A 19885-nucleotide genomic window follows, 5' to 3' on the forward strand; every position below is an offset into this window, starting at 1 on the left:
GCGGTCCGCGGCCACGGTTGGCCGGCGCGAGGTCCTCGCGGTCGGACCGTCGGGCGGGTGACGATGTCCGCTCCGGTGCGCGCAACGGCCTACCGCCGCGCGACACGACAGCGCCGGCTGCGTCGACCATGCGTGCCGAACCGACCGTGCCGGTCGTGGCCGCCGAGCCCGCGTAGCCATTCGGCCCGGTTGCACCGGTCATGCCGGCTGGACCGGTCGCGCCGGCTGCACGGGTCCCGCCGGTCGCGCCCGCGCCGCCGGCTGTGTGCGCCGTGTCGGCGATGCGCGGCGTTCTCTTCGGGCCGCCTGACCCGGGCACCGACCGGTACGCCGGCGCGATGGAAGGCGCCGCGGGGTCGCCCGGCCGCTCGTCACCGCCGGCGGGGAACCCGGTACCCGCCGCCGAACATCCCGTCCCGGCCGGTTCGTTCCCCACCACCGCCCAGGTGGACGCCGATCCCGGCCGCGGCGATCCCGTGTCGGGTGGTGCCGTGCCCCGTTGCGCCGGCCCGCCGTCGACCCCCGTCTCCGGCCCACCGATGGGGCCCGCCGGTGCGGCACCCCGTCCACCGATGTCCTCCCGTGCCCGGCCCCCGCGCCGACCCGTCCCGCCGCAGTCGGCACACACCCCCGACGACGCGGAGCTCCCACCACCCGAGACCCCTGTCTCGCCGTCCGGGAGCTGCGGGAGATCTTGGTAGGAAACGGCCCCTCCAGGGGCCTTTTCGTACCAAGATCTCGACGGATCGGGAGCGAGGGAGCGCTGCCGGGATCGGGGCAGGCCGCGCCACAGTGCCTTCCAGCTCCGCCGCAGCCGACTCGCCCGAGCTCGTCGCGCCGGAAACCGGTCCGCGTTGCCGCGGGCAGACCGGTCCGCGTCTCCGCTCACCGGCCGACCGGCACGGGAGGAGGCGCCGGACGGCCGGTCGACGTGAGCCGGGTCCCGGGGCGGGGGAAGGTCGCGCAGCAGGCCGGGCGCGTGCGCCGCCACCAGACGCCGCCAGTGCTCGGGCGGCTGGCCGGGCGGGGGCGGCACGTCCTCCGGTGACGACGGTGAGCCCGGCCCGGACAGGCGGTCGGCGGCGGCCCGCAGGGCGCGGGCCAGCCGGTCACGCGGTCGTCGGGGCGGCGGCACCGCCGGCCTCCAGCTCCAGTCCCTCGTACGCCAGGGTGAGCGCCTCGATGGCGATCTCCTGCGACAGGGTGTTGAGGTGCGCGCCCCGCCACCGGGTCGGCCAGGCGTTGATCATGTTCCAGCGCAGCACCTCGGCGGTGCCCGCCGGGTCGAGCAGCACCACCGAGACGTTGCGCCGGTTGACCGTGCCCTTCGCCGCCGCGTTCACCCAGTCCCACAGCTCGCGTGAACTGGTCAGGCCGAAGTGGAGGGTCACCGGGGCGTACTCGACCTGACCCGGCACGGCCCGGATGCGCTCGTTGCCGGCCTCCCGGTACGACAGCGCCGGTATCGCCACCTCGAAGCCGCTGACCTCGGTGAAGTGCCCGTTGGTGATGCCGTTGATGAGCAGCTTGAAGTGGTACGCGCGGTACGGGTCGACGGGTGCGCCCGGCTGCGGCGTGGCCGTGGTGGGCATGTCAGCCTCCGATCGTCTCGGTCTCGGTGCCGCCGGCCCACTGGCTCAGCTTGAACACCACGAACTCCGCGGGCTTGACCACCGCGATGCCGATGTGCGCCACCACCATCCCGGCGTCGCGTACGTCGGCCGGGTTGGTCTCCTCGTCGCACTTGACGAAGAACGCCTCCTCGGGGGTGCGGCCCAGCAGCGCGCCGTCGCGCCACACCCGGGTGAGGAACGCGCCGATGTCGCGGCGGATCGAGCGCCACAGCGTGAAGTCGTTCGGCTCGAACACCATCCACCGGGTGCCGTTGGCGATCGCCTGCTCGATGGAGATGGAGAGCCGCCGCACGTTCAGGTAGCGCCACTCGCTGGCCTCGGCGGCGAGCGTGCGGGCGCCCCAGAGTCGGATGCCCTCGCCGGCGAAGAACCGGATCACGTTGACGCCCTTGGGGTTGAGCACGTCGTGCTCCGGCCGGGTGACCCGGTACGCCAGGTCGACCGCGCCGCGCACCGGCTCGTTCGCCGGGGCCTTGTGCACGCCGCGCAGCGCGTCGGTGCGGGCCCAGATGCCGGCCACGTGCCCGCTGGGCGGGGTGAGGACGAGGTCGCCGCTGAGCGGGTCGCGGACCCGGATCCAGGGGAAGTAGAACGTGGCGAAGTCCGACTGCCGGGGCCGGTCGCCGCCGGTGCCGGGCGGCTCGTCGTCGCCGTCCTTCGGCGTGTCCTCGGCGGGCTTGCCGGCAGACGGCTCGGCCGGCTTGGCGGGCTTGCCGGGGGTGGCGACCCGGGTGAGTCGGGAGACGTCGGCCACCTCGGGCGGCGGGTCGCAGATCGCCACCATCGTGCGCAGCCGTTCGGCCATGCTGATCAGGGCCTCGTGCGAGACCGGGTCGTGGTAGCCGGGGGCGGCCAGGATGGAGATCTCGTCGATCGCCTCCAGCAGTTGCAGGCCGCCGCGCCGCCCGCCGGTGCCGGTGAGCTGGCCGCCCTCGCCGACGTTGACCACCCAGCAGCGGGTGCCGCCGTTGTCCAGGAAGCCGAACACGGCCCGGGCCAGCGGGGTGCTCTCCAGGTGCTCGCCGTCGGCGTACAGGCGCAGGAACTCGGTCCAGCTGTTCACCGCCAGCGCCTGGCCGACGTGGGCGCCACGGTTGGGCGCCAGTCCGACGAACGCGGCGGTGCTCATGCCGACCGGGCCGATCGGGCGGGCCCCGCCGGGCACCTCCTCGACGTAGATGCCGGGGGAGAAGTAGGTGGGCATCGGTCCTCCTCGGGACGTCAGTCGGGGGCGCGGACGACGACCAGGTCGTCGCCGTTCGGGTCGAGTTCGGCGGTGTGGACGCGCCCCCGGCCGATCAGCCGGATCCGCACCGGAGCGTCCGGGGCGTCGGGGTCGTGCGGCACGCCGACCAGCCGGAACCGGCCGGTGGCGTCGGTCTCGGTGGCCTGGGCGGTGCCGACCAGCTCCACCCTCAGGGCGGCCAGCGGCTGGTCCTGCGGCCCGACCACCCGGCCGGCCACGGTGCGCATGTCGAGCTGCCGCAGCCGCAGCGGCTGCCGCACCGGCGGCGCGGTGGGCGCCGGCCGGTCGATGCGGGCCGGCACGTCGAGCAGCAGCGCCGGCCGGGGCGCCACACCGAGCGCCCGCCACAGCGCCGGGTCGCCGGCGGCCAGCACCAGCTCCGGCTGCCCGGCCGCGGTGGCCGCGGCGAGCACCCGGTCCAGCGCCGGCAGCGCCGCCGGCCCGCCGCCGCTGACCAGCAGCCGGACCACGAACCGGTACGGCTCGCGGGCCGCGCCGCCGGTCGCGGTCTGCCGGGCCGGCCGCAGCTCCAGCGGCCAGACCGTGAGGCCGCCGTCCGGGTCGTCGCGCGGCGGGCCGACCGGGACGGGCGCGCCCGCCGTCCCGGTCAGCCAGGCCGCGACGTCCGCGACGGCCGCCTCGATCGCACCGGTCATCGCGGCGGCGTCCCCTGGATCCGGTACGCGATGGCCTCGTTCCAGACGTGCGGGTAGACGCCGATCTCGAAGTAGCGGGTGAAGCGGTTGATCGGCGCGTTGGTGTGGTCGTGCCAGAGCAGCCACACCGGGGCGATGGTGAACAGCGCGTAGTTGAGCGCGACCAGCGGCAGGTAGAGCGGGCCGAGCAGCCGGGCCTGGAACACGTGCACGTCCTCGTGCCGCTGGATGCCCGGGCTGGAGCCGGCGCAGACCGTGCCGATGGTGGTGGCGTACCTCGGGGAGACGCCCTCGACCACGTTGACCCGGCCGCTGGCGGCCGAGACGACCCGGTCGAGCTGGTGGCCGAAGACCAGGTGCAGCGCCAGGTAGAGCGCGCCGGCGAACGTGTTGAGCAGGCTCCAGGTGTGGTCGACCACGAAGAGGAAGATCCCCTTCGGGTCGGCGCCGTACGTGCCGGCGGAGGCGACCGCCCAGCCGAAGGGCGCGCCGACGAGCAGTCCGACGACCGCGCCGACCAGCAGGCCGACGGTGCCGGCGGCGGCCTGCCCGAGCACGGCGCCGAAGACGATCTGGACGGCGGCGCTGATGATGCCGAAGACCATGGGGGTCACCTCTCTCAGACCCAGGAGCGGACGAAGCGGGGCTCGTGCCCCTGGGCGAGCTGGGTCGGCGACGCCTGTGTCGCCTGCCGGTTGCCCGGGGGCAGCTGGTTGATGCCGAGCGCGGCGGAGAAGATGACCAGGCCGTTGAAGAACGCGATGATCCACTTCTCCGGTCCGGCGTCGGCGGCGAACGCGGCGGTCAGGTAGGACAGCAGGAGCGCGAAGCCCAACGCGATCCACTTGCGCGCCTTGTCGCCGCTCGGTCCGATCAGGCCGCCGATGACGTTGGTGGCGAGCAGGGTGGCGGCGCTGGCGCCGGTGAGACTGCCCAGGGCGGCCCAGGTGAAGAGATCGTTCACGGCGATCCCCCTTTTCGATCGTGCGGTGGTGCGGTCGGGGTGGGATGGTGCGGCGGTCCGTGGCGTCGCCACGGTCGCGCCCGGGTCGGCGGTGGGGGACCGGCGAGGCCTCGCCGGTGGTGGGAGGGCCGCTGCGGCGGGACTCAGGCGGGTGGGCCGGTGGGAGGCGTCGGCGCTGCCGGGGCCGCGGGTGCGGGCGTGGCGGCGACCGGTGCGGGGGCGGCGCCGTCGCGGGAGCGACGTCGCAGCAGGACGACGACCGCCACCGCGACCAGGAGCAGCAGCACCACCACCACGCCGCCGACGACCAGCAGCCAGGGGAAGGAGCCGCCGGTGACCGCGGCGACGGCCGCGCTGGTGGCGGGCGCGGGTGGCGCCTCGGCGACGGCGCGCAGCTCGGCCGGCTTGGGCTGGTTGGCGACGACCTTCCAGCTCACCGAACGCCCGTTGATCGCGCCGTTCGTGTCGAGCACCCGGCCGGGGAACGTCACGGATATCTCGAACGACATCAGCGTCATGAACGCCTGCTGGTTGCGCGGATCCTGCTCGGCCACCTTTCCGCCGTATTTCTTCGGATCCAGCGGCAGTGAGAAGCGGTAGAGATCGCCGTCGCGGACAAGATTCACACTTTCGCTGGTGAATTGCGACAGCGGTGTTTTCCGGTACGCGATCTGAATGCCGTAGTAGGTGGCGTCCTCGTACCGGCTCTCGACGCCGGCGGGAAGCGTGGGAATGTTCTGCCGCAGTTCGGCGAAGGCCGCCGCGACGTCCGGGTTCCGCTGCTTGAGCACGGACTTCTGGGCGGTCAGCAGGAGCTGGCCGGAGACCGTGTCGTCGGTGTTCACGGTCAGCCCGAGGTTGAGCTGCATGCAGCCGCTCAGTGTCGCCACGAGGGCGAGACACACCGCGAGGCGGAATGCCCGGCTGCGGCGGAGTCTCGTATTCATGCGCCCAGTGTGGGCGGTCGCGTCACGGTCGGCAGTCAGCGATCAGCCAGCGCTTTGTCGCCGATCTTACCGGCCGGCTCTCCCATTCGGACGACCCCGGATTCCCCGGCGATCGATATTCTGGAAGGTTGTTCGCGAATATCATTCCGCCGCGATGATCCGAAAGACCGGGAGGTCGGCGGCGACCCGGGTGAAATCGGCGAGCGGGGCGTCGCGGTCCACCGGGACGTGCGGACGCGCGCCGGGGGCCAGCGCCAGGTGGCGGCGCAGGATCGGCGGCCGCTGCGCCACCGGCACCTCGACCAGCCGCACCGGTTCCCGGCGGCCCCGTCGCAGCACCGCGCGTCCGCCGGCGGCGCGGACGTTGGCCACCCAGTTGACCCGTTCGCCCAGCATGGACACCAGGTAGCGCTCGCCCTCGTGGTCGGCGACCACGAGCGGCACGGCGACGGTCCGGCCGGTGCGCCGGCCCGGCACCTCCAGGGTGACCCAGTTCCGCGGGCCCAGGCCGGCGGCGTACTGCGCCGCGGTCAGGGCGTTCATCGCCCGGGCGAGCCGGTTCGGCCGGCCACCCCGGTACATCCACCTCAGCTGTCGGTGCCACGGCCCCGTACCCATCGGGATCTCCCTCCGTCCCCTCCATTACGGACCCGGCCGGGTGGCGCCGGCCAGGGCCGTTCGGCCCCGGGTGCCGGGCCCTTTACCGGATTGAAATCGACTGTTATCTTTCCGGCAAAACTTGCAAGGTCTTGCAGCAACCGGAAGTCGGCCGGCGTCCGTACGCACCATCCACCCCCGCGTCCCGTCGGAGACCGCCATGTCCAGACCCCGTCCGGTCCTCGCCCTCCTCCTCGCCACGGTGCTGGCCGCCGTGGGCCTCACCGCCGCCGCACCCGCCGGCGCCGCCGTCGACGCCCGCGCGCTCGGCGCCCGCTACGACGCCACCGGCTCGACCATCACGTTCCGGGTCCACTCGACCGCCGCCACCCGCATCGCCGTCTACCTGTACGCCACCCCCACCGGCGCGGCCGAGAAGGTCAGCCACGTGCTGAGCCGGGACGCCTCCGGCGTCTTCGCCGTCACCGTCGACGTCGCCACGCTGCGCACCACCCACGGCATCACCGGCACCGTCTGGTACGGCTACCGCGCCTGGGGGCCGAACTGGCCCTACAGCAGCGCCTGGACGAAGGGCTCGGCCGCCGGTTTCGTGGCCGACGTCGACGCCGCCGGCAACCGGTTCAACCCCAACAAGCTGCTGGTCGACCCGTACGCGCGGGAACTGAGCCACGACCCGCTGCGCCCGGGCGCGACCGACGACTCGGTGTACGCCTCCGGACCGGCGTACCGGACCGTGGACAGTGGCCCGTACGCGCCGAAGGGCGCCGTGCTCGCCGCCGCACCGACCGGCGCCACCGGCGTCAAGCCCACCCGCCCGCTCAAGGACGACGTGATCTACGAGGTGCACGTGCGCGGCCTCACCCGCGACGACCCGAGCGTGCCGGCGGCCTGGCAGGGCACCTACCGCGGCGCCGCGACGAAGGCCGGTTACCTCGCCTCGCTCGGCGTGACCGCGGTGGAGTTCCTGCCGGTGCAGGAGACGCAGAACGACACCAACGACGTCGACCCGACCGGCACCGCCGGGGACAACTACTGGGGTTACATGACCCTGAACTGGTTCGCCCCGGACCGGCGCTACGCCGCCGACCGGTCGTCCGGCGGGCCGACCCGGGAGTTCCAGGCGATGGTCAGGGCGTTCCACGACGCCGGCATCAAGGTGCTGCTCGACGTGGTCTACAACCACACCGGCGAGGGCGGGGCGCGCACCGCCGGCGGCGCGACGGTCTACGACCTGTGGTCCTGGCGCGGCCTGGACAACCCTACCTACTACTCGCTGACCGCCGACCGGCAGGCGCCGTACGACAACACCGGCGTCGGCGGCAACTACAACACCTACCACCCGGTCGCCCAGGATCTGATCGTCGACTCGTTGGCGTACTGGAAGGACACGCTCGGCGTCGACGGGTTCCGGCACGACCTCGCCACCGTCCTGGGCAACACCTGCCAGCACGGCTGCTACCGGTACAGCCGCACCGACCCGGGCACCGCGCTCAACCGCATCGTGCGGGAGATGCCGCCCCGGCCGGCCACCGGGGGCGCCGGGGTCGACTGGATCGGCGAGCCGTGGGCGATCGGCGACGGCACCTACCAGGTCGGCAACCTCCCGGCCGGCTGGTCGGAGTGGAACGGCCAGTACCGGGACACCGTGCGCAGCGACCAGAACCGGATGGGCTACGACCCGGTCACCCCGGGCCGGCTCGCCACCCGGATCGCCGGCTCCGCCGACCTCTACGGCGACGACGGCCGCCGGCCGGGGAACTCGGTGAACTTCCTGGTCGCCCACGACGGGTTCACGCTGCGCGACCTGTACGCCTGCACCGCCAAGAACAACACCCAGCCCTGGCCGTACGGCCCGTCCGACGGCGGCAGCGACGACAACCGTTCGTGGGACCAGGGCGGCGCCCCGGCCGACCAGCGTCGGGCCGCCCGCACCGGGCAGGCGCTGCTGCTGCTCTCCGCCGGCACCCCGATGCTGACCGGCGGCGACGAGGTGCTGCGCGGGGTGCGCTGCAACAACAACCCGTACAACCTGGACTCGCCGGCGAACTGGCTGAACTGGAGCCCGGACGGCAACCAGACCACGTTCCGCACCTTCACCTCGCGGCTGGCCGCGTTCCGGGCCGCGCACCCGGCGCTGCGCCCGGCGACCTTCTACTCCGCCGGTGACGGCAACGGCAACGGGATGGCGCAGCTGAGCTGGTTCACCCCGGCCGGGACCGCGCCGGACGCCGCGTACTGGGACGACCCGAACAACCACGCGCTCGGCTGGCGGATCGACGGCACCGAGTTCGGCGACCCGGCGGCGGCGGTCTACGTCGGCTACAACGGCTGGTCCGGCGACGTGAGCTTCACGCTGCCCGCGCCCGGCCCCGGCCGGCAGTGGTACCGGGTCACCGACACCTCCACCTGGGCGGAGGGGCCGGACCAGGTGGCCCGCCCGGGCACCGAGGTGGCGGTGGGCGGCCAGGGCGCGACCTACCTGCTGCGCGGCCGGGGACTGCTGCTGCTGGTCGCCCGCTGAGCGGCGGGGCCCGGTGCGCCGGCGGTCAGCCCGGCGGCTGCCAGTCGGCGTACCGGGCCATACCGCGCAGCGCCGTCCGGGACGGGGTCAACCGGATCGCCGTGTCGCGCAGGGCGAGCGCCACCGGGTTGCGCACCTGCTGGCCGTACCGCGCGGTGCGCAGGGCCGCCCGGGCGACGGCCTGGCTGCGCGGTCGCCGCTGCCGGTCGTACGCGGCCAGCGCGCCGGCGAGGTCCGCCGGGCCGTCCGCGCAGACGACGCCCAGCACCACCGCGTCCTCGATCGCCTGCCCCGCCCCCTGGCCCAGGTGCGGCGTCATCGCGTGTGCGGCGTCGCCCAGCACCGCCACCCGCCCCCGCACGTACGACGGCAGCGGGGTGGCCAGGTGCATCAGGTCCGTCCGGAGCACCGCCTCCGGTGGTGTGGCCGCCAGCAGCGCCGGGATCGGCTCGTGCCAGTCGCCGAACCGCTCCCGCACGGCGGCCAGTTCGTCCGGCTCGTGCCCGCCGGGCGCGGCGACCTCCGCCGCGTACCAGTAGAGCCCGCCGTCGCCCAGCGGAACGGTGCCGAACTCGCGGCCGGCGCCCCAGGTGACGGCTGTCGCCACCGGCGCGGGCCAGGCGATCGCCGCCCGCCAGGCCGTCGAGCCCGAGTAGGCCGGTGGCGGTAGCTCCGGCCACAGCCGGCGGCGCAGCGTGCTGTGCAACCCGTCCGCGCCCACCACCAGATCCGCCGCCAGGACCTCGGTCGTGCCGTCCACCCGGCAGGTCACCGACGGCGCGTCGGCGTCGACGTCGACGACCTCGACGCCGGTGCGCAGCGCCCCGGCCGGCAGCGCGCCCCGCAGCAGGCGGTGCAGGGCGGTCCGGTGGATGCCGAGCGCCGTGGTGCCCAGCGCGCGTTCCAGGTCGGCGCTCTCGATCCGGGACAGCCACCGGCCGGAGCGGCGGCGCAGCCCGCCGGGGGTGTCCGGCACACCGTCGCGCCGGACGGCGTCGCCGAGACCGAGCGCGTCGAGCCCGCGCAGCGCGTTGGCCATCAGCGTCAGGCCGGTGCCGAGTTCCCGGGGCCGGCCGGCGCGCTCCAGCACGGTGACCCGCCACCCGTGCCGGCCCAGCGCGAGGGCCGCCGCCAGCCCACCGATCCCGGCGCCGACCACCACCGCGTGTGGTTCGCCCACCCCACGCCCCCTTCTACAGATGTAGAAAGCGATACTACCCCCGTCGGGTCCGGCTGAGGAGAGTGGACGTGAGCGCACGAGCGACCCGGGTGGCGACGCTCGCCGACGCGGCGGTGGGGCTGCTCGCGGCCGGCGGCATGCGGGCGCTGACCCACCGCGCGGTCGACGCCGCCGCCGGGATGCCGCCCGGCACCACGTCGGCCTACCTGCGGACCCGGCGGGCGCTGATCGAGGCGGTCGTGCAACGCCTGGCCGACCTCGACCGGGCGGACCTGGTCGACCACGACCTGCCCACCGCGCCGACCGGGCCCGCGCCGCCGCTCGGGCCGGAGGGGCTCGACCACCTCGCCGCCGGGGTGGCGGACGTGCTCGACCGGTGGCTGACCGTGGGGCGCGACCGGACCCTGGCCCGGTACGCCTGCCTGCTGGAGGCCACCCACCGGCCCGAGCTGCGCGCGATCCTGCACCACGGCAGCGTCCTGCGCGTCCAGGCCCGTGAGCTGCTGGCCCGGGCCGGCGCCGCGGACCCGCTGCGGCAGGGCGACCAGTTCGTGGCGTTCGTCGACGGGTTGCTCTTCGACCGCCTGGTCGGCGCCGGCGCGCTCAGCGCACCACCGCCCGGCACCCCGGCCAGCCGGGACGACCTGCGCGCCGCCGTGCGCACCCTGCTGCGCGCCTTCACCGGCGCCTGAGCCGGCCGGCGCGCCCCCGTTCCCGGCCGCCCGACCTGGCCGTCCGCGCGCCGGAGCCGGCCCGCCGCGCCAGGCACGGGCACCGCCCGCCCGACCCGGCCGGAGCGCGAGACCGGAGGATAGGTGCCGACGGCACGGGAGGTGGGCGATGGCAGCGGGAACCGGGGGCCGGACCGCTTCGGCGGTCCGGGAGGCGGCCGGACGGCTGCGGCGGGGCTGGGTGCCGGTGGTCGAGGCGACGCTGGCGGCCACCGTCGCCTGGGTCCTCGCCACCCGGATCGTCGGGCACCCGCAGCCGTTCTTCGCGCCCGCCGCCGCCCTCATCGTGCTCGGGCAGGCCCGGGGCCAGCGGATGCGCCGGGCGGTGGAGGTGGTGCTCGGCGTGGCCGCCGGCGTGCTCGTCGCCGACCTGGTGGTGCAGGCGCTCGGGCCGCGGACCACCTGGACCGTGCTCACCGTCATCCTGCTCACCGTCGCGCTGGCGGTGGCGGTCGGGGCCAGCTCGGTCACCGTGGTGCAGGCCGCCGTTTCCGCGCTCTACCTGGTGGTGGTCTCGCCGCCGACCGAGTCGCTGGTCCCGTTCCGGTTCGTCGACGCGCTCATCGGCGGCGCGGTGGCGGTGGTCGCCAGCCAGCTCGTCGACGCCCGCCGGCCGCTCGCCCCACTCGTCGCCGAGTTCCGGCACACCTTCGCCGAGCTGGCCGGCGTGCTCGACGACGTCGCCGCCGCGCTCGACGACACCGACGACGAGGCGGCCCTGGCCGCGCTGGAGCGGGCCCGGCACGCCGACGCCGGGGTGGAGCGGCTGCGGGGCGCGGTCCAGGCCGCCGGCGAGGCGCTGCGGCTCAACGTACGCCGCCGCCGGCACCTCGGCCGGCTGCGCTCGGTGGAGGGCTCGATCCGGCAGATCGACTACGCGGTCCGCAACGTGCGCGTGCTGGCCCGCGCGGCGGTCACGCTGACCCGCAGCCCGTCGCCCGTCCCGGCCGACCTCGGCGCCGCGGTACGCACGCTCGGCGAGGCCGTCCGCTCGGCCGGCGACGCGCTCGCCGCCGACCTCGACGGGCAGGAGCAGATCGCCGACAGCCACGCCGCCCGGGTCGACGTCGCGGCGTTGGAGGCGGTCCGGTCGGCCGGGCGGCTGTTCACCGCCGGCCCGACACTGCCGCTCGCGATGATCATCGGCCAGGTCCGGGCCACCGCCATCGACCTGCTGCGCGGCGTGGGCGTGGACGACGACGCCACGGTGCTCAGCCGGGTCGACACGGCGGTCGGCGGGCCGGAGCGCTGAGCACCGGTCAGGCGCTCTCCCGGGCCACCAGCGTGGACGCGAAGGCGGTCGTCGGCGCGACCGGCGCCCGGGTCAGCACGGCCGTGGCCGCGGCGGCGGCGATCCGGTCCACCGGGTGGGTCGCGGTGGTCAGCGGCGGGCTGCTCACCGCGGCGTACGGCAGGTCGTCGAAGCCGGCGACCGCGACGTCGTGCGGCACCCGCAGGCCCCGCCCGCGCAGCGCCGCGATCACCCCGAACGCGGTGGCGTCGCTGGCCGCGTAGACCGCGTCCACCTCCGGCCACCGGCGCAGCGCCTCCAGCGCCGCCCGGCCGCCCCGGGCCGTGGTGAAGTCGCCGGTCACCACGCGTTCCGGCAGCCCCGCCGCGCGCATCAACCCCCGGTACGCGGTCACCGAACGCTCCGCGCAGACCAGCCAGCGCGGACCGGTGACCATGGCGATGCGGCGGCGGCCGGTGGCGTGGAGGTGGCGCAGCACCGCCTCGGCCCCGGCCGCGTTGTCCACGTCGAACGAGGGCACCGTCGCCGAGCCGGTGCCGATCGAGACGACCCGGCCGCTCAGCCGGGCCGGCACCGCCGCCAGCGCCGCCGGGGTGGTGTTGACCAGGATCACGCCGCAGACGCCCCGGTCGGCGCCGAGCCGGCCCAGCCCCGACGGGTCGCCCAGCGGCAGCCACTCCAGCGCCACCCCGACGCCGTGCGGCGCGCACACCCGCGACGCGGCGCTCACCACCCGGTGCACGTACGGGTCGTCCAGGACCGTCCCGGCGCGGCCGATCACGGCCACCACCAGCCGTACCCCGGCGCCGCGCACCAGCGCCCGGGCCGTGACGTCCGGGACGTAGTCGAGCCGGTCGGCGGCGGCGCCCACCCGCGCCCGCGCGTCCGCCGAGGTGAAGCCGTAGCCACCGAGCACCCGGGAGGCGGTGGCCCGCGACACCCCGGCGGCCCGCGCCACGTCGTCGAGCGTGGCGGGTCGTGCGGTCGGCGTGCCCATGCCCGCATCATGCCCGGTCGGGGCCGGCCGGGGTAAGGGGTGGGAGCGCTTGTGGTGGTAGCGCTCTCAGGTGTGCGATGGTCGTCGGGACCACTTCGGGGAAGGGACGACCGCACCGTGAGCAGCACCCTCGACGCACCGGCCGGGCAGCGGCCACCGGTGCCCCGGCCGGTTCTGGCCGCCCGCACCGGCGTCGCCGTCGTGTTCGCGCTCAACGGGCTGGCGGTGGCGAGCTGGTTCTCCCGGGTGCCCGCGGTCCGGGAGGCGCTCGGGCTCAGCCCCGGCCGGCTCGGCCTGCTGCTGCTCTGCATGTCGGTGGGCGCGCTGCTGGCCATGCCGACCGCCGGTCTGGTCACCCAGCGGCTGGGCCCGGCCCGCACGGTGGCGGTGGCGACGCTGCTGGTCGCGCTCGGCATGACGGTGGCCGGGCTGGCCACCGGGCTGGCCGGCTGGGTGCCCGGCGTGGGGCTCGGGCTGGCCGCGTTCGGCTTCGGCTCCGGCCTGTGCGACGTGGCCATGAACGTCGAGGGCGCGGCGGTGGAGAAGCGGATCGGCCGCACCATCATGCCCCGGTTCCACGCCGCCTGGAGCCTCGGCTCGGTGGCCGGGGCCGGGCTGGGCGCGGGCGCCGCCCGCCTCGGCGTACCCATCGAGGTGCACCTGCCGGTGCTCGCGGCGCTGATCCTCGCCGGCACCCTGCTCGGCGCCCGGGCGTTCCTGTCCGCGCCGGCCGAGGCGGCCGGCGCGGGCGAGCCGGCGGCCCGCCGGCGGGCGTTGCTGGCCGCCTGGCGGGAGCCGCGCACCCTGCTGGTCGGCCTTCTGGTGCTGGTCATGGCGTTCACCGAGGGCAGCGCCAACGACTGGCTGGCGGTGGCGTTCGTGGACGGGTACGGGGTCAGCGAGGCGGTCGGCGCCGCCGTGTTCGGCGTGTTCGTGGTGGGCATGACGCTGGGCCGCACCGTCGGCACGATCGCCATCGACCGGTGGGGGCGGGTGCCGGTGCTCTTCGGCACCATCGGGCTGGCCGCCGCCGGCGCCACCCTGGCCGTGCTGGCCGGCTCGGGTCCGCTGGCCGTGGTCGGCGTGGCGCTGTGGGGGATCGGCGCGTCGCTCGGCTTCCCGGTCGGGATGAGCGCCGCCGCCGACGACGAGGACAAGGCGCCGGCCCGGGTCAGCGTGGTCGCGGTGATCGGTTACACGGCGTTCCTCGCCGGCCCGCCGCTGCTCGGCTTCCTCGGCGACCACTTCGGGGTGCTGCCGGCGCTCGGCCTGGTGCCGCTGCTCCTGCTGCCCACGCTCGCGCTGGTCCCGGTGCTCCGCCAGCCGGCCCGCTGACGGCTCAGCCGACTCCCACCCCGCTCCCAGGCGGCTGCCAGGCCGGCGTGCTGCACTGGGACGGACGCCGAGGAGAGGAGGCGGGCATGGGCTGGTTCAGCCGACGGGCCGCCGACCCGACGACCCCGACGAAGCTCGACCGCGAGGCGAACCGGGAGGACCTGGCCCAGCTGGAGGCGTTCGTCACCAGCCGCAGCGGGGTCGAGTTCTATCTGGAACCGGAGACCACCGCCACGGACACCACGGTGGTCGCCATCGCCCACGACGGCGAGTGGATCCGCCGCCGCACCGGCTCACCCCGGGCCGCCGGCAAGATCGCGCAGCGGTACGCGGTGCCGCTCTACGAGGCGGCCCGCACCGGCTACCCGGAGCGGATGCGGGCGTGGAACCGGGCCCACCCGGAACGCCACGCCCGCTGACCCCGGCGGGTCAGAACGCCGCGACCACCGCGTAGCCCAGGAACGCCGCGCCGAGCCCGGCGACCACGCTGGCCAGCACGTTCGCGTACGCGTGCCGGCGCGCACCGGAGCGGGCCAGCCGCAGTGTCTCGTAGCTCAGCGTCGACCAGGTGGTCAGCGCGCCGCAGAAGCCGGTGCCGACCAGCGCCGTCACGCCGGGGTCGGCGGGCACGGCGAGCACCGCGCCGAGCAGCAGCGACCCGGCCACGTTGACGGTCAGGGTGCCCCACGGGAAGGCCGAGTCGTGCCGGGACTGCACGGCCCGGTCGGTGAGGTAGCGCAGCGGCGCCCCGAGCGCGGCCCCGAGCGCGATCAGCAGGACGGTCACCGGGCCACCTCGTCCCGGGCGGTGAGCAGCCGGGCGGTCACCGCGTCCCCGACCGCCACCGCGACCAGCGCCCCGAGCACGGTCAGGGCCAGGTAGACCAGCGCCGTACCGGCCGCGCCGGCGGTGACCAGCCGTTGCGCGTCCACCGCGTACGCGGAGAAGGTGGTGAACCCGCCGAGCACCCCGACGCCGAGGAACGGGCGGGCCAGCGGGCCGGCCGGGCGGGCGGTGAGCACCGCCATCAGCACGCCGATCAGCAGGCAGCCGGTGACGTTGACGCCGAAGGTGGCCCACGGGAACCCGGTGGGCGGGTGCGGGACGGCGGCCTGCACGCCGGCGCGGGCCAGTGCGCCGAGCACGCCGCCGGCGGCGATCACGGCGAGCACCGCCGCCGGGTGCGCGGTCAGTTCACCCCGGTCCGCGGGTACGCGGAGATCGACATCCGGATCGACGCGGGACTCGGGCGGTCGTGACACGGTGCCTCCCACCAGGACGGGTATCACTGGCAGGGACCGTTGGCGTGTCCGCGGTTCTCCCGGCGCCTCCCGGGACGGCGGGCCCCACCGCCGGCTTCGTTCCCGAGCATAACCCGCCCGCGTCCGGTCCCTGGTGTCGTCGATCGCGGCCCCTGCTGTCGTCGATCATGGAGTTGTGGCACCGCGCGAACGTCGCGTAGGCGGACATCGGAGGCGCCACAAGTCCAAGATCGGCGGGCCGGCCCGGACGGGGTGGGGTGGGTCAGCGGGTGGCGTCGGCCAGGTCGCGGGGGGCGGGCGTGGGCTCGTGCCGGGTGTGGCGGGCGGCGCGTTCGGCGATCAGGAGCACCGCCAGGCCGAGCAACGTCAGCACGGCGCCGGCCCAGATCGGTGCGGTGAACCCCAGCCCGGCGCCGATGGTGAGGCCGCCGATCCAGGCCCCGAGCGCGTTGCCCAGGTTGAATGCCGCGATGTTGGCGCCGGAGGCGAGCGTGGGCGCCTCGTGGGCGTACCGCATGATGCGCATCTGCAGCGGCGGCACGGTGGCGAAGCCGAACGCGCCCATCAGCACCAGCGCGACGACCGTGAGGGCCGGGCTCGCGGCGGTGAGCGCGAAGCCGACCAGCACCACTGTGAGCACCGCGAGCACGGTGACCAGAGTGGTCGACAGCGAGCGGTCGGCGGCGCGCCCGCCGGCCAGGTTGCCGGCGAACAGGCCGACGCCGAAGAGCACCAGCAGCCACGGCACGGTGCCGGTGGCGAAGCCGCTGACCTCGGTCAGCGTGTAGGCGATGTAGGTGAACGCGCCGAACATGCCGCCGAAGCCGAGCACGGTGACCACCAGCGAGAACCAGACCTGCGGTCGGGTGAAGGCCCGCAGCTCGCCCCGGAGCCCGCCGCCGGTGGCGGCGTCGGTGGCCGGCCCACGGCCGGGCACCAGCAGCGCCAGCCCGGCCAACGCCAGCACGCCGATGCCGGTGATCGCCCAGAACGTCGACCGCCAGCCGAAGTGCTGGCCGAGGAAGGTGCCGAACGGGACGCCGAGGACGTTGGCGACGGTCAGGCCGGCGAACATCATGGCGATCGCGCCCGCCCGGCGGGCCGGCGGGACCAGGCCGGCGGCCACCACCGCGCCGATGCCGAAGAACGCGCCGTGGCACAGCGCCGCGACGATCCGGCCGGCGAGCATGGTGGCGTAGTCGCCGGAGAGCGCGGAGAGCAGGTTGCCGGCGATGAAGAGCACCATCAGCCCGAGCAGCACCGGCTTGCGGCGCAGCCGGGTGACCGCCGCGGTGAGTGCCACCCCGCCGACCGCGACGCTGAGCGCGTACCCGGAGATCAACCAGCCGGCGACCGACTCGCTGACCGCGAAGTCGGCGGCGACCTGGGGGAGCAGTCCCATGATCACGAACTCGGTCAGTCCGATGCCGAACGCCCCGATCGCCAGGGCCAGCAGGCCGCCCGGGAGCGCGGAGGTGCGTGGTGACATGACAGTCCATTCCCTGCGTGAGAAGACAGAGTGCGCGTGCAATTACCCGCGCCTGCAATGAAATAGTTGCACGCGCCTGCTATCGGCGCAAGCGTGCTAGGCTGGGGGCCGTCCAGGTCACAGCGGAGGAGGGCCGGATGGGCATCGGTGACGACGCGGTCGAGATCCGCGCCCAGGGGTGGCGCACGCTCGCCGCGCTGCACGGCCTGATCGAGACCGCCCTGGAACGCGCCCTCCAGACCGAGCACGACCTCTCCGTCGTGGAATACACGGTGCTCGACGCGCTCTCCCGGCAGGACGGCTGGCACATGCGCATGCGGCAGCTGGCCCGCGCCGCCGCGCTCTCCGGCAGCGCCACCACCCGCCTGGTCACCCGCCTGGAGGAGCGCGGGCTGCTCACCCGGATCCTCTGCGCGGACGACCGGCGCGGCATCTACACCGAGCTGACCCCGGCCGGCTCGGAGCTGCTGGCCCGGGCCCGACCCACCCACGACCGGGTGCTCACCGACGCGCTGGCCGAGGGTGGGCGCACCCCCGAGCTGGCCCCGCTGGTCGACGCGCTGCACCGGCTGCCGGCCGCCCGCTGAGCGCGCCCGGCCCCGCCGATCCCGACGGCGCTGACCTGGCAGGACGGCCCGTACGGGCGTACGGTGATCGGCATCGCCCGGCGCGGCGGCGTCCGGGCCCGTCGCGCAGGAGGCACCCGTGCAGGACCGCACCCCTCGTCCGGACGAGCTGGATCCCGTCGAGCGGATCGGCGTCGACGAGCTGCGCGCCCTGCAACGCGACCGGCTGCGGCACTCGCTGCGCCACGCCTACGCGCACGTGCCGCACTACCGACGCGCGTTCGACGCCGCCGGCGCCCACCCCGACGACCTGCGGGACCTGAGCGACCTGGCCCGCTTCCCGTTCACCACCAAGGCGGAGTTGCGGGAGAACTACCCGTTCGGCATGTTCGCGGTGCCCCGCGAGCGGGTCGCCCGGCTGCACGCCTCGTCGGGCACCACGGGACGCCCGACGGTGGTCGGCTACACCCGCGCCGACCTGGACACCTGGGCGACGCTGATGGCGCGCTCGATCCGCGCCGCCGGCGGTCGCCGGGGTGACCGGGTGCACGTCGCGTACGGCTACGGACTGTTCACCGGCGGCCTGGGCGCGCACTACGGCGCCGAGGAACTGGGCTGCACGGTGATCCCGGTGTCCGGTGGCATGACAGAGCGCCAGGTCATGCTGATCCGCGACCTCGCGCCGGAGGTCATCATGGTCACCCCCAGCTACATGCTGGCCATCGTCGACGAGATGGAGCGGCAGGGCCTCGACCCGCGCGCCACGTCCCTGCGGGTGGGGGTCTTCGGGGCCGAGCCGTGGACCGAGGACATGCGCCGTGAGCTGGAACAGCGCCTGGACATGCACGCGCTGGACATCTACGGCCTCTCCGAGGTGATGGGTCCCGGCGTGGCCGTCGAGTGCGTGGAGACCAAGGACGGGCTGCACCTGTGGGAGGACCACTTCTACCCGGAGATCATCGACCCGGTCAGCGGCGCGGTGCTGCCCGACGGCGAGCGGGGCGAGCTGGTGCTGACCTCGCTCACCAAGGAGGCCATGCCGGTGGTCCGTTACCGCACCCGCGACCTGACCCGCCTGCTGCCCGGCACCGCCCGCCCGATGCGCCGGATCGAGAAGATCACCGGGCGTACCGACGACATGATGATCGTGCGGGGGGTGAACGTCTTCCCGACCCAGATCGAGGAGCTGATCCTGCGTACGCCCGCCCTGTCACCGCACTTCCAGTGCGTGCTCGACCGGCGGGACCGGCTGGACACGCTCACCGTCCACGTGGAACGGCGCGCCGGGACGGCGCCGGACGAGGCGGAGCGGGCCGGTGCGGCCCTGGCCGAGCAGGTCAAGAACACCATCGGGGTCTCCGTCGCGGTGCGGGTGATCGAGCCGGACGGGGTGGAACGCTCGATGGGCAAGATGCGCCGCATCGTCGACCAGCGGCGGGAGCGCTGAGATGGCGGGCGACGACGGCCGCACCGCCGCGCACGACATGTTCGACGCCGACGTGGCGTCGAAGGGGCTCGGCATCGAACTCGTCTCGGCCGGCGACGGCGCCGCGGTGGCCCGGATGCGGGTCACCCCGGCGATGCTCAACGGCCACGCGATCGGCCACGGCGGCTTCGTGTTCCTGCTCGCCGACACCGCGTTCGCGCTGGCCTGCAACAGCCACGGACCGGCCACCGTGGCCGCCGGCGGCGAGATCTCCTTCCTCCGCCCGGTGCGCGAGGGCGACCTGCTGCAGGCGTACGCCAGCGAGCGGGTGCGCCACGGCCGCAGCGGCATCTACGACGTCACCGTCCGGCGCGGCGACGAGGTGGTCGCCGAGTTCCGGGGGCGCAGCCGGACCATCGCCCGCGACTGACCGGCGCGCCCGACCGGGACGGGTGTCCGGTTGCGCGACGATGGGTCGATGGCCGACGTCCTGCTCCTGCACTCCGTCTTCGGGCTGCGGCCCGCCGTGCCGGCCGCCGCGGATCGGCTGCGGGCCGCCGGGCACCGGGTGACCACCCCCGACCTGTACGGGGTGCCGGCCGCGCGGACGGTGGAGGCCGGGTTCGCGTTGTTCGGCGAGATCGGCCACGAGGCGGTGCTGGACCGGGCTCGCGCGGCGGTCGCCGCGATGCCCGACGAGACCGTGCTGGCCGGGTTCTCGATGGGCGCCGGCATCGCCGGGGCGCTGCTGGCCGAGCGGCCACGGGCGGCGGCGCTGCTGCTGATGCACGGCACCGGCGGCGCGCCCGAGTCGGTCCGCGCCGGGCTGCCGGTGCGGCTGCACCTGGCCGATCCCGACGAGTACGAGACCGACGCCGAGGTGGACGAGTGGCGAGCCGCCATGGGCGACGCCGGCGCGGAGGTCGTCGTGCACCGCTACCCGGGACCGGGGCACCTGTTCACCGACCCGGACACGCCCGACTTCGACGCGCTCGCCGCCGCCCTGGCCTGGGACCGGGTCCTCGCGTTCCTCGCCGAGGTGTGACGTACCTGCGCCGGCC

General features: G+C 75.2%; 21 protein-coding genes. 9 read left to right on the forward strand and 12 right to left on the reverse strand.

Annotated elements, in window-relative coordinates; all coding sequences use genetic code 11:
* Positions 1-1109 precede the first annotated feature (1109 nt).
* The 7 genes from CO540_RS02175 to CO540_RS02205 form a co-directional block, all read right to left on the reverse strand.
* Positions 1110-1592, reverse strand: coding sequence for a phage tail protein (locus CO540_RS02175; RefSeq protein WP_091574102.1), 483 nt, complete (start codon positions 1590-1592; stop codon positions 1110-1112).
* A gap of 1 nt (position 1593) precedes the next feature.
* Complete coding sequence (locus CO540_RS02180) at positions 1594-2838, reverse strand: phage tail sheath subtilisin-like domain-containing protein (protein WP_099160690.1); 1245 nt, start codon at positions 2836-2838, stop codon at positions 1594-1596.
* A 17-nt stretch (positions 2839-2855) separates the two neighbouring features.
* The gene (locus tag CO540_RS02185; RefSeq protein WP_099160691.1) at positions 2856-3536 is read right to left on the reverse strand and encodes a carboxypeptidase-like regulatory domain-containing protein; all 681 of its coding nucleotides are present in this window, start codon (positions 3534-3536) and stop codon (positions 2856-2858) included.
* Positions 3533-4141, reverse strand: a complete 609-nt coding sequence (locus CO540_RS02190; protein ID WP_091574105.1) for a glycine zipper family protein — start codon at positions 4139-4141, stop codon at positions 3533-3535. The genes CO540_RS02185 and CO540_RS02190 overlap by 4 nt, the downstream gene beginning before the upstream one ends.
* 14 nt (positions 4142-4155) lie before the next feature.
* On the reverse strand, positions 4156-4500 hold the full coding sequence (locus CO540_RS02195) for a hypothetical protein (protein ID WP_091574106.1): 345 nt from the start codon (positions 4498-4500) through the stop codon (positions 4156-4158).
* A 143-nt stretch (positions 4501-4643) separates the two neighbouring features.
* A complete protein-coding gene (locus CO540_RS02200; protein WP_253866372.1) occupies positions 4644-5447 on the reverse strand; it encodes a DUF3153 domain-containing protein in 804 nt (267 codons plus the stop codon).
* A gap of 141 nt (positions 5448-5588) precedes the next feature.
* Positions 5589-6065 (reverse strand): nitroreductase/quinone reductase family protein, encoded by a 477-nt coding sequence (locus tag CO540_RS02205; RefSeq protein WP_091574108.1) that lies wholly within the window; start codon positions 6063-6065, stop codon positions 5589-5591.
* A gap of 199 nt (positions 6066-6264) precedes the next feature.
* On the opposite strand from CO540_RS02205, the gene CO540_RS02210 reads away from it, so the two are divergent.
* Positions 6265-8586 (forward strand): glycogen-debranching protein, encoded by a 2322-nt coding sequence (locus tag CO540_RS02210; protein ID WP_099160693.1) that lies wholly within the window; start codon positions 6265-6267, stop codon positions 8584-8586.
* A 25-nt stretch (positions 8587-8611) separates the two neighbouring features.
* Here CO540_RS02210 and CO540_RS02215 read toward each other — a convergent pair whose 3' ends face one another.
* On the reverse strand, positions 8612-9766 hold the full coding sequence (locus CO540_RS02215) for an FAD-dependent monooxygenase (RefSeq protein ID WP_099160694.1): 1155 nt from the start codon (positions 9764-9766) through the stop codon (positions 8612-8614).
* Positions 9767-9834: 68 nt separating this feature from the next.
* Here CO540_RS02215 and CO540_RS02220 point away from each other — a divergent pair, with 68 nt between their 5' ends.
* Both CO540_RS02220 and CO540_RS02225 read left to right on the forward strand, forming a co-directional pair.
* Positions 9835-10458 carry a TetR/AcrR family transcriptional regulator gene (locus CO540_RS02220; protein ID WP_253866374.1) on the forward strand — a complete coding sequence of 208 codons (624 nt, stop codon included), beginning with the start codon at positions 9835-9837 and terminating at the stop codon, positions 10456-10458.
* 148 nt (positions 10459-10606) lie between these two features.
* The gene (locus tag CO540_RS02225; protein WP_099160696.1) at positions 10607-11749 is read left to right on the forward strand and encodes an aromatic acid exporter family protein; all 1143 of its coding nucleotides are present in this window, start codon (positions 10607-10609) and stop codon (positions 11747-11749) included.
* A gap of 7 nt (positions 11750-11756) precedes the next feature.
* Here CO540_RS02225 and CO540_RS02230 read toward each other — a convergent pair whose 3' ends face one another.
* Positions 11757-12746, reverse strand: a complete 990-nt coding sequence (locus tag CO540_RS02230) for a LacI family DNA-binding transcriptional regulator (RefSeq protein WP_099160697.1) — start codon at positions 12744-12746, stop codon at positions 11757-11759.
* Positions 12747-12863: 117 nt separating this feature from the next.
* Between CO540_RS02230 and CO540_RS02235 the strand changes: the two genes are divergently transcribed.
* On the forward strand, positions 12864-14081 hold the full coding sequence (locus CO540_RS02235; RefSeq protein ID WP_099160698.1) for an MFS transporter: 1218 nt from the start codon (positions 12864-12866) through the stop codon (positions 14079-14081).
* Between the two features lie 86 nt (positions 14082-14167).
* The gene (locus tag CO540_RS02240; protein WP_091574113.1) at positions 14168-14500 is read left to right on the forward strand and encodes a hypothetical protein; all 333 of its coding nucleotides are present in this window, start codon (positions 14168-14170) and stop codon (positions 14498-14500) included.
* A 10-nt stretch (positions 14501-14510) separates the two neighbouring features.
* Here the strand turns inward: CO540_RS02240 and crcB are convergent, their stop codons facing one another.
* The 3 genes from crcB to CO540_RS02255 all read right to left on the reverse strand — a co-directional run bounded on the left by crcB (position 14511) and on the right by CO540_RS02255 (position 16832).
* Positions 14511-14867 (reverse strand): fluoride efflux transporter CrcB, encoded by a 357-nt coding sequence (gene crcB, locus CO540_RS02245; RefSeq protein ID WP_099160699.1) that lies wholly within the window; start codon positions 14865-14867, stop codon positions 14511-14513.
* Positions 14864-15355, reverse strand: a complete 492-nt coding sequence (locus tag CO540_RS02250) for a CrcB family protein (protein ID WP_099160700.1) — start codon at positions 15353-15355, stop codon at positions 14864-14866. The genes crcB and CO540_RS02250 overlap by 4 nt, the downstream gene beginning before the upstream one ends.
* A 250-nt stretch (positions 15356-15605) precedes the next feature.
* Positions 15606-16832, reverse strand: coding sequence for an MFS transporter (locus CO540_RS02255; RefSeq protein ID WP_099160701.1), 1227 nt, complete (start codon positions 16830-16832; stop codon positions 15606-15608).
* A 137-nt stretch (positions 16833-16969) separates the two neighbouring features.
* On the opposite strand from CO540_RS02255, the gene CO540_RS02260 reads away from it, so the two are divergent.
* The 4 genes from CO540_RS02260 to CO540_RS02275 all read left to right on the forward strand — a co-directional run bounded on the left by CO540_RS02260 (position 16970) and on the right by CO540_RS02275 (position 19869).
* A complete protein-coding gene (locus CO540_RS02260; protein ID WP_099160702.1) occupies positions 16970-17419 on the forward strand; it encodes a MarR family winged helix-turn-helix transcriptional regulator in 450 nt (149 codons plus the stop codon).
* Positions 17420-17537: 118 nt separating this feature from the next.
* A complete protein-coding gene (gene paaK / locus CO540_RS02265) occupies positions 17538-18845 on the forward strand; it encodes a phenylacetate--CoA ligase PaaK (protein ID WP_099160703.1) in 1308 nt (435 codons plus the stop codon).
* A 1-nt stretch (position 18846) separates the two neighbouring features.
* On the forward strand, positions 18847-19254 hold the full coding sequence (paaI, locus tag CO540_RS02270) for a hydroxyphenylacetyl-CoA thioesterase PaaI (RefSeq protein WP_099160704.1): 408 nt from the start codon (positions 18847-18849) through the stop codon (positions 19252-19254).
* Positions 19255-19302: 48 nt separating this feature from the next.
* Positions 19303-19869, forward strand: a complete 567-nt coding sequence (locus CO540_RS02275; RefSeq protein ID WP_099160705.1) for a dienelactone hydrolase family protein — start codon at positions 19303-19305, stop codon at positions 19867-19869.
* Positions 19870-19885 lie beyond the last annotated feature (16 nt).

It is taken from the genome of Micromonospora sp. WMMA2032 (assembly GCF_002688545.1).
In the GTDB taxonomy this organism is placed as follows: domain Bacteria; phylum Actinomycetota; class Actinomycetes; order Mycobacteriales; family Micromonosporaceae; genus Micromonospora; species Micromonospora sediminicola.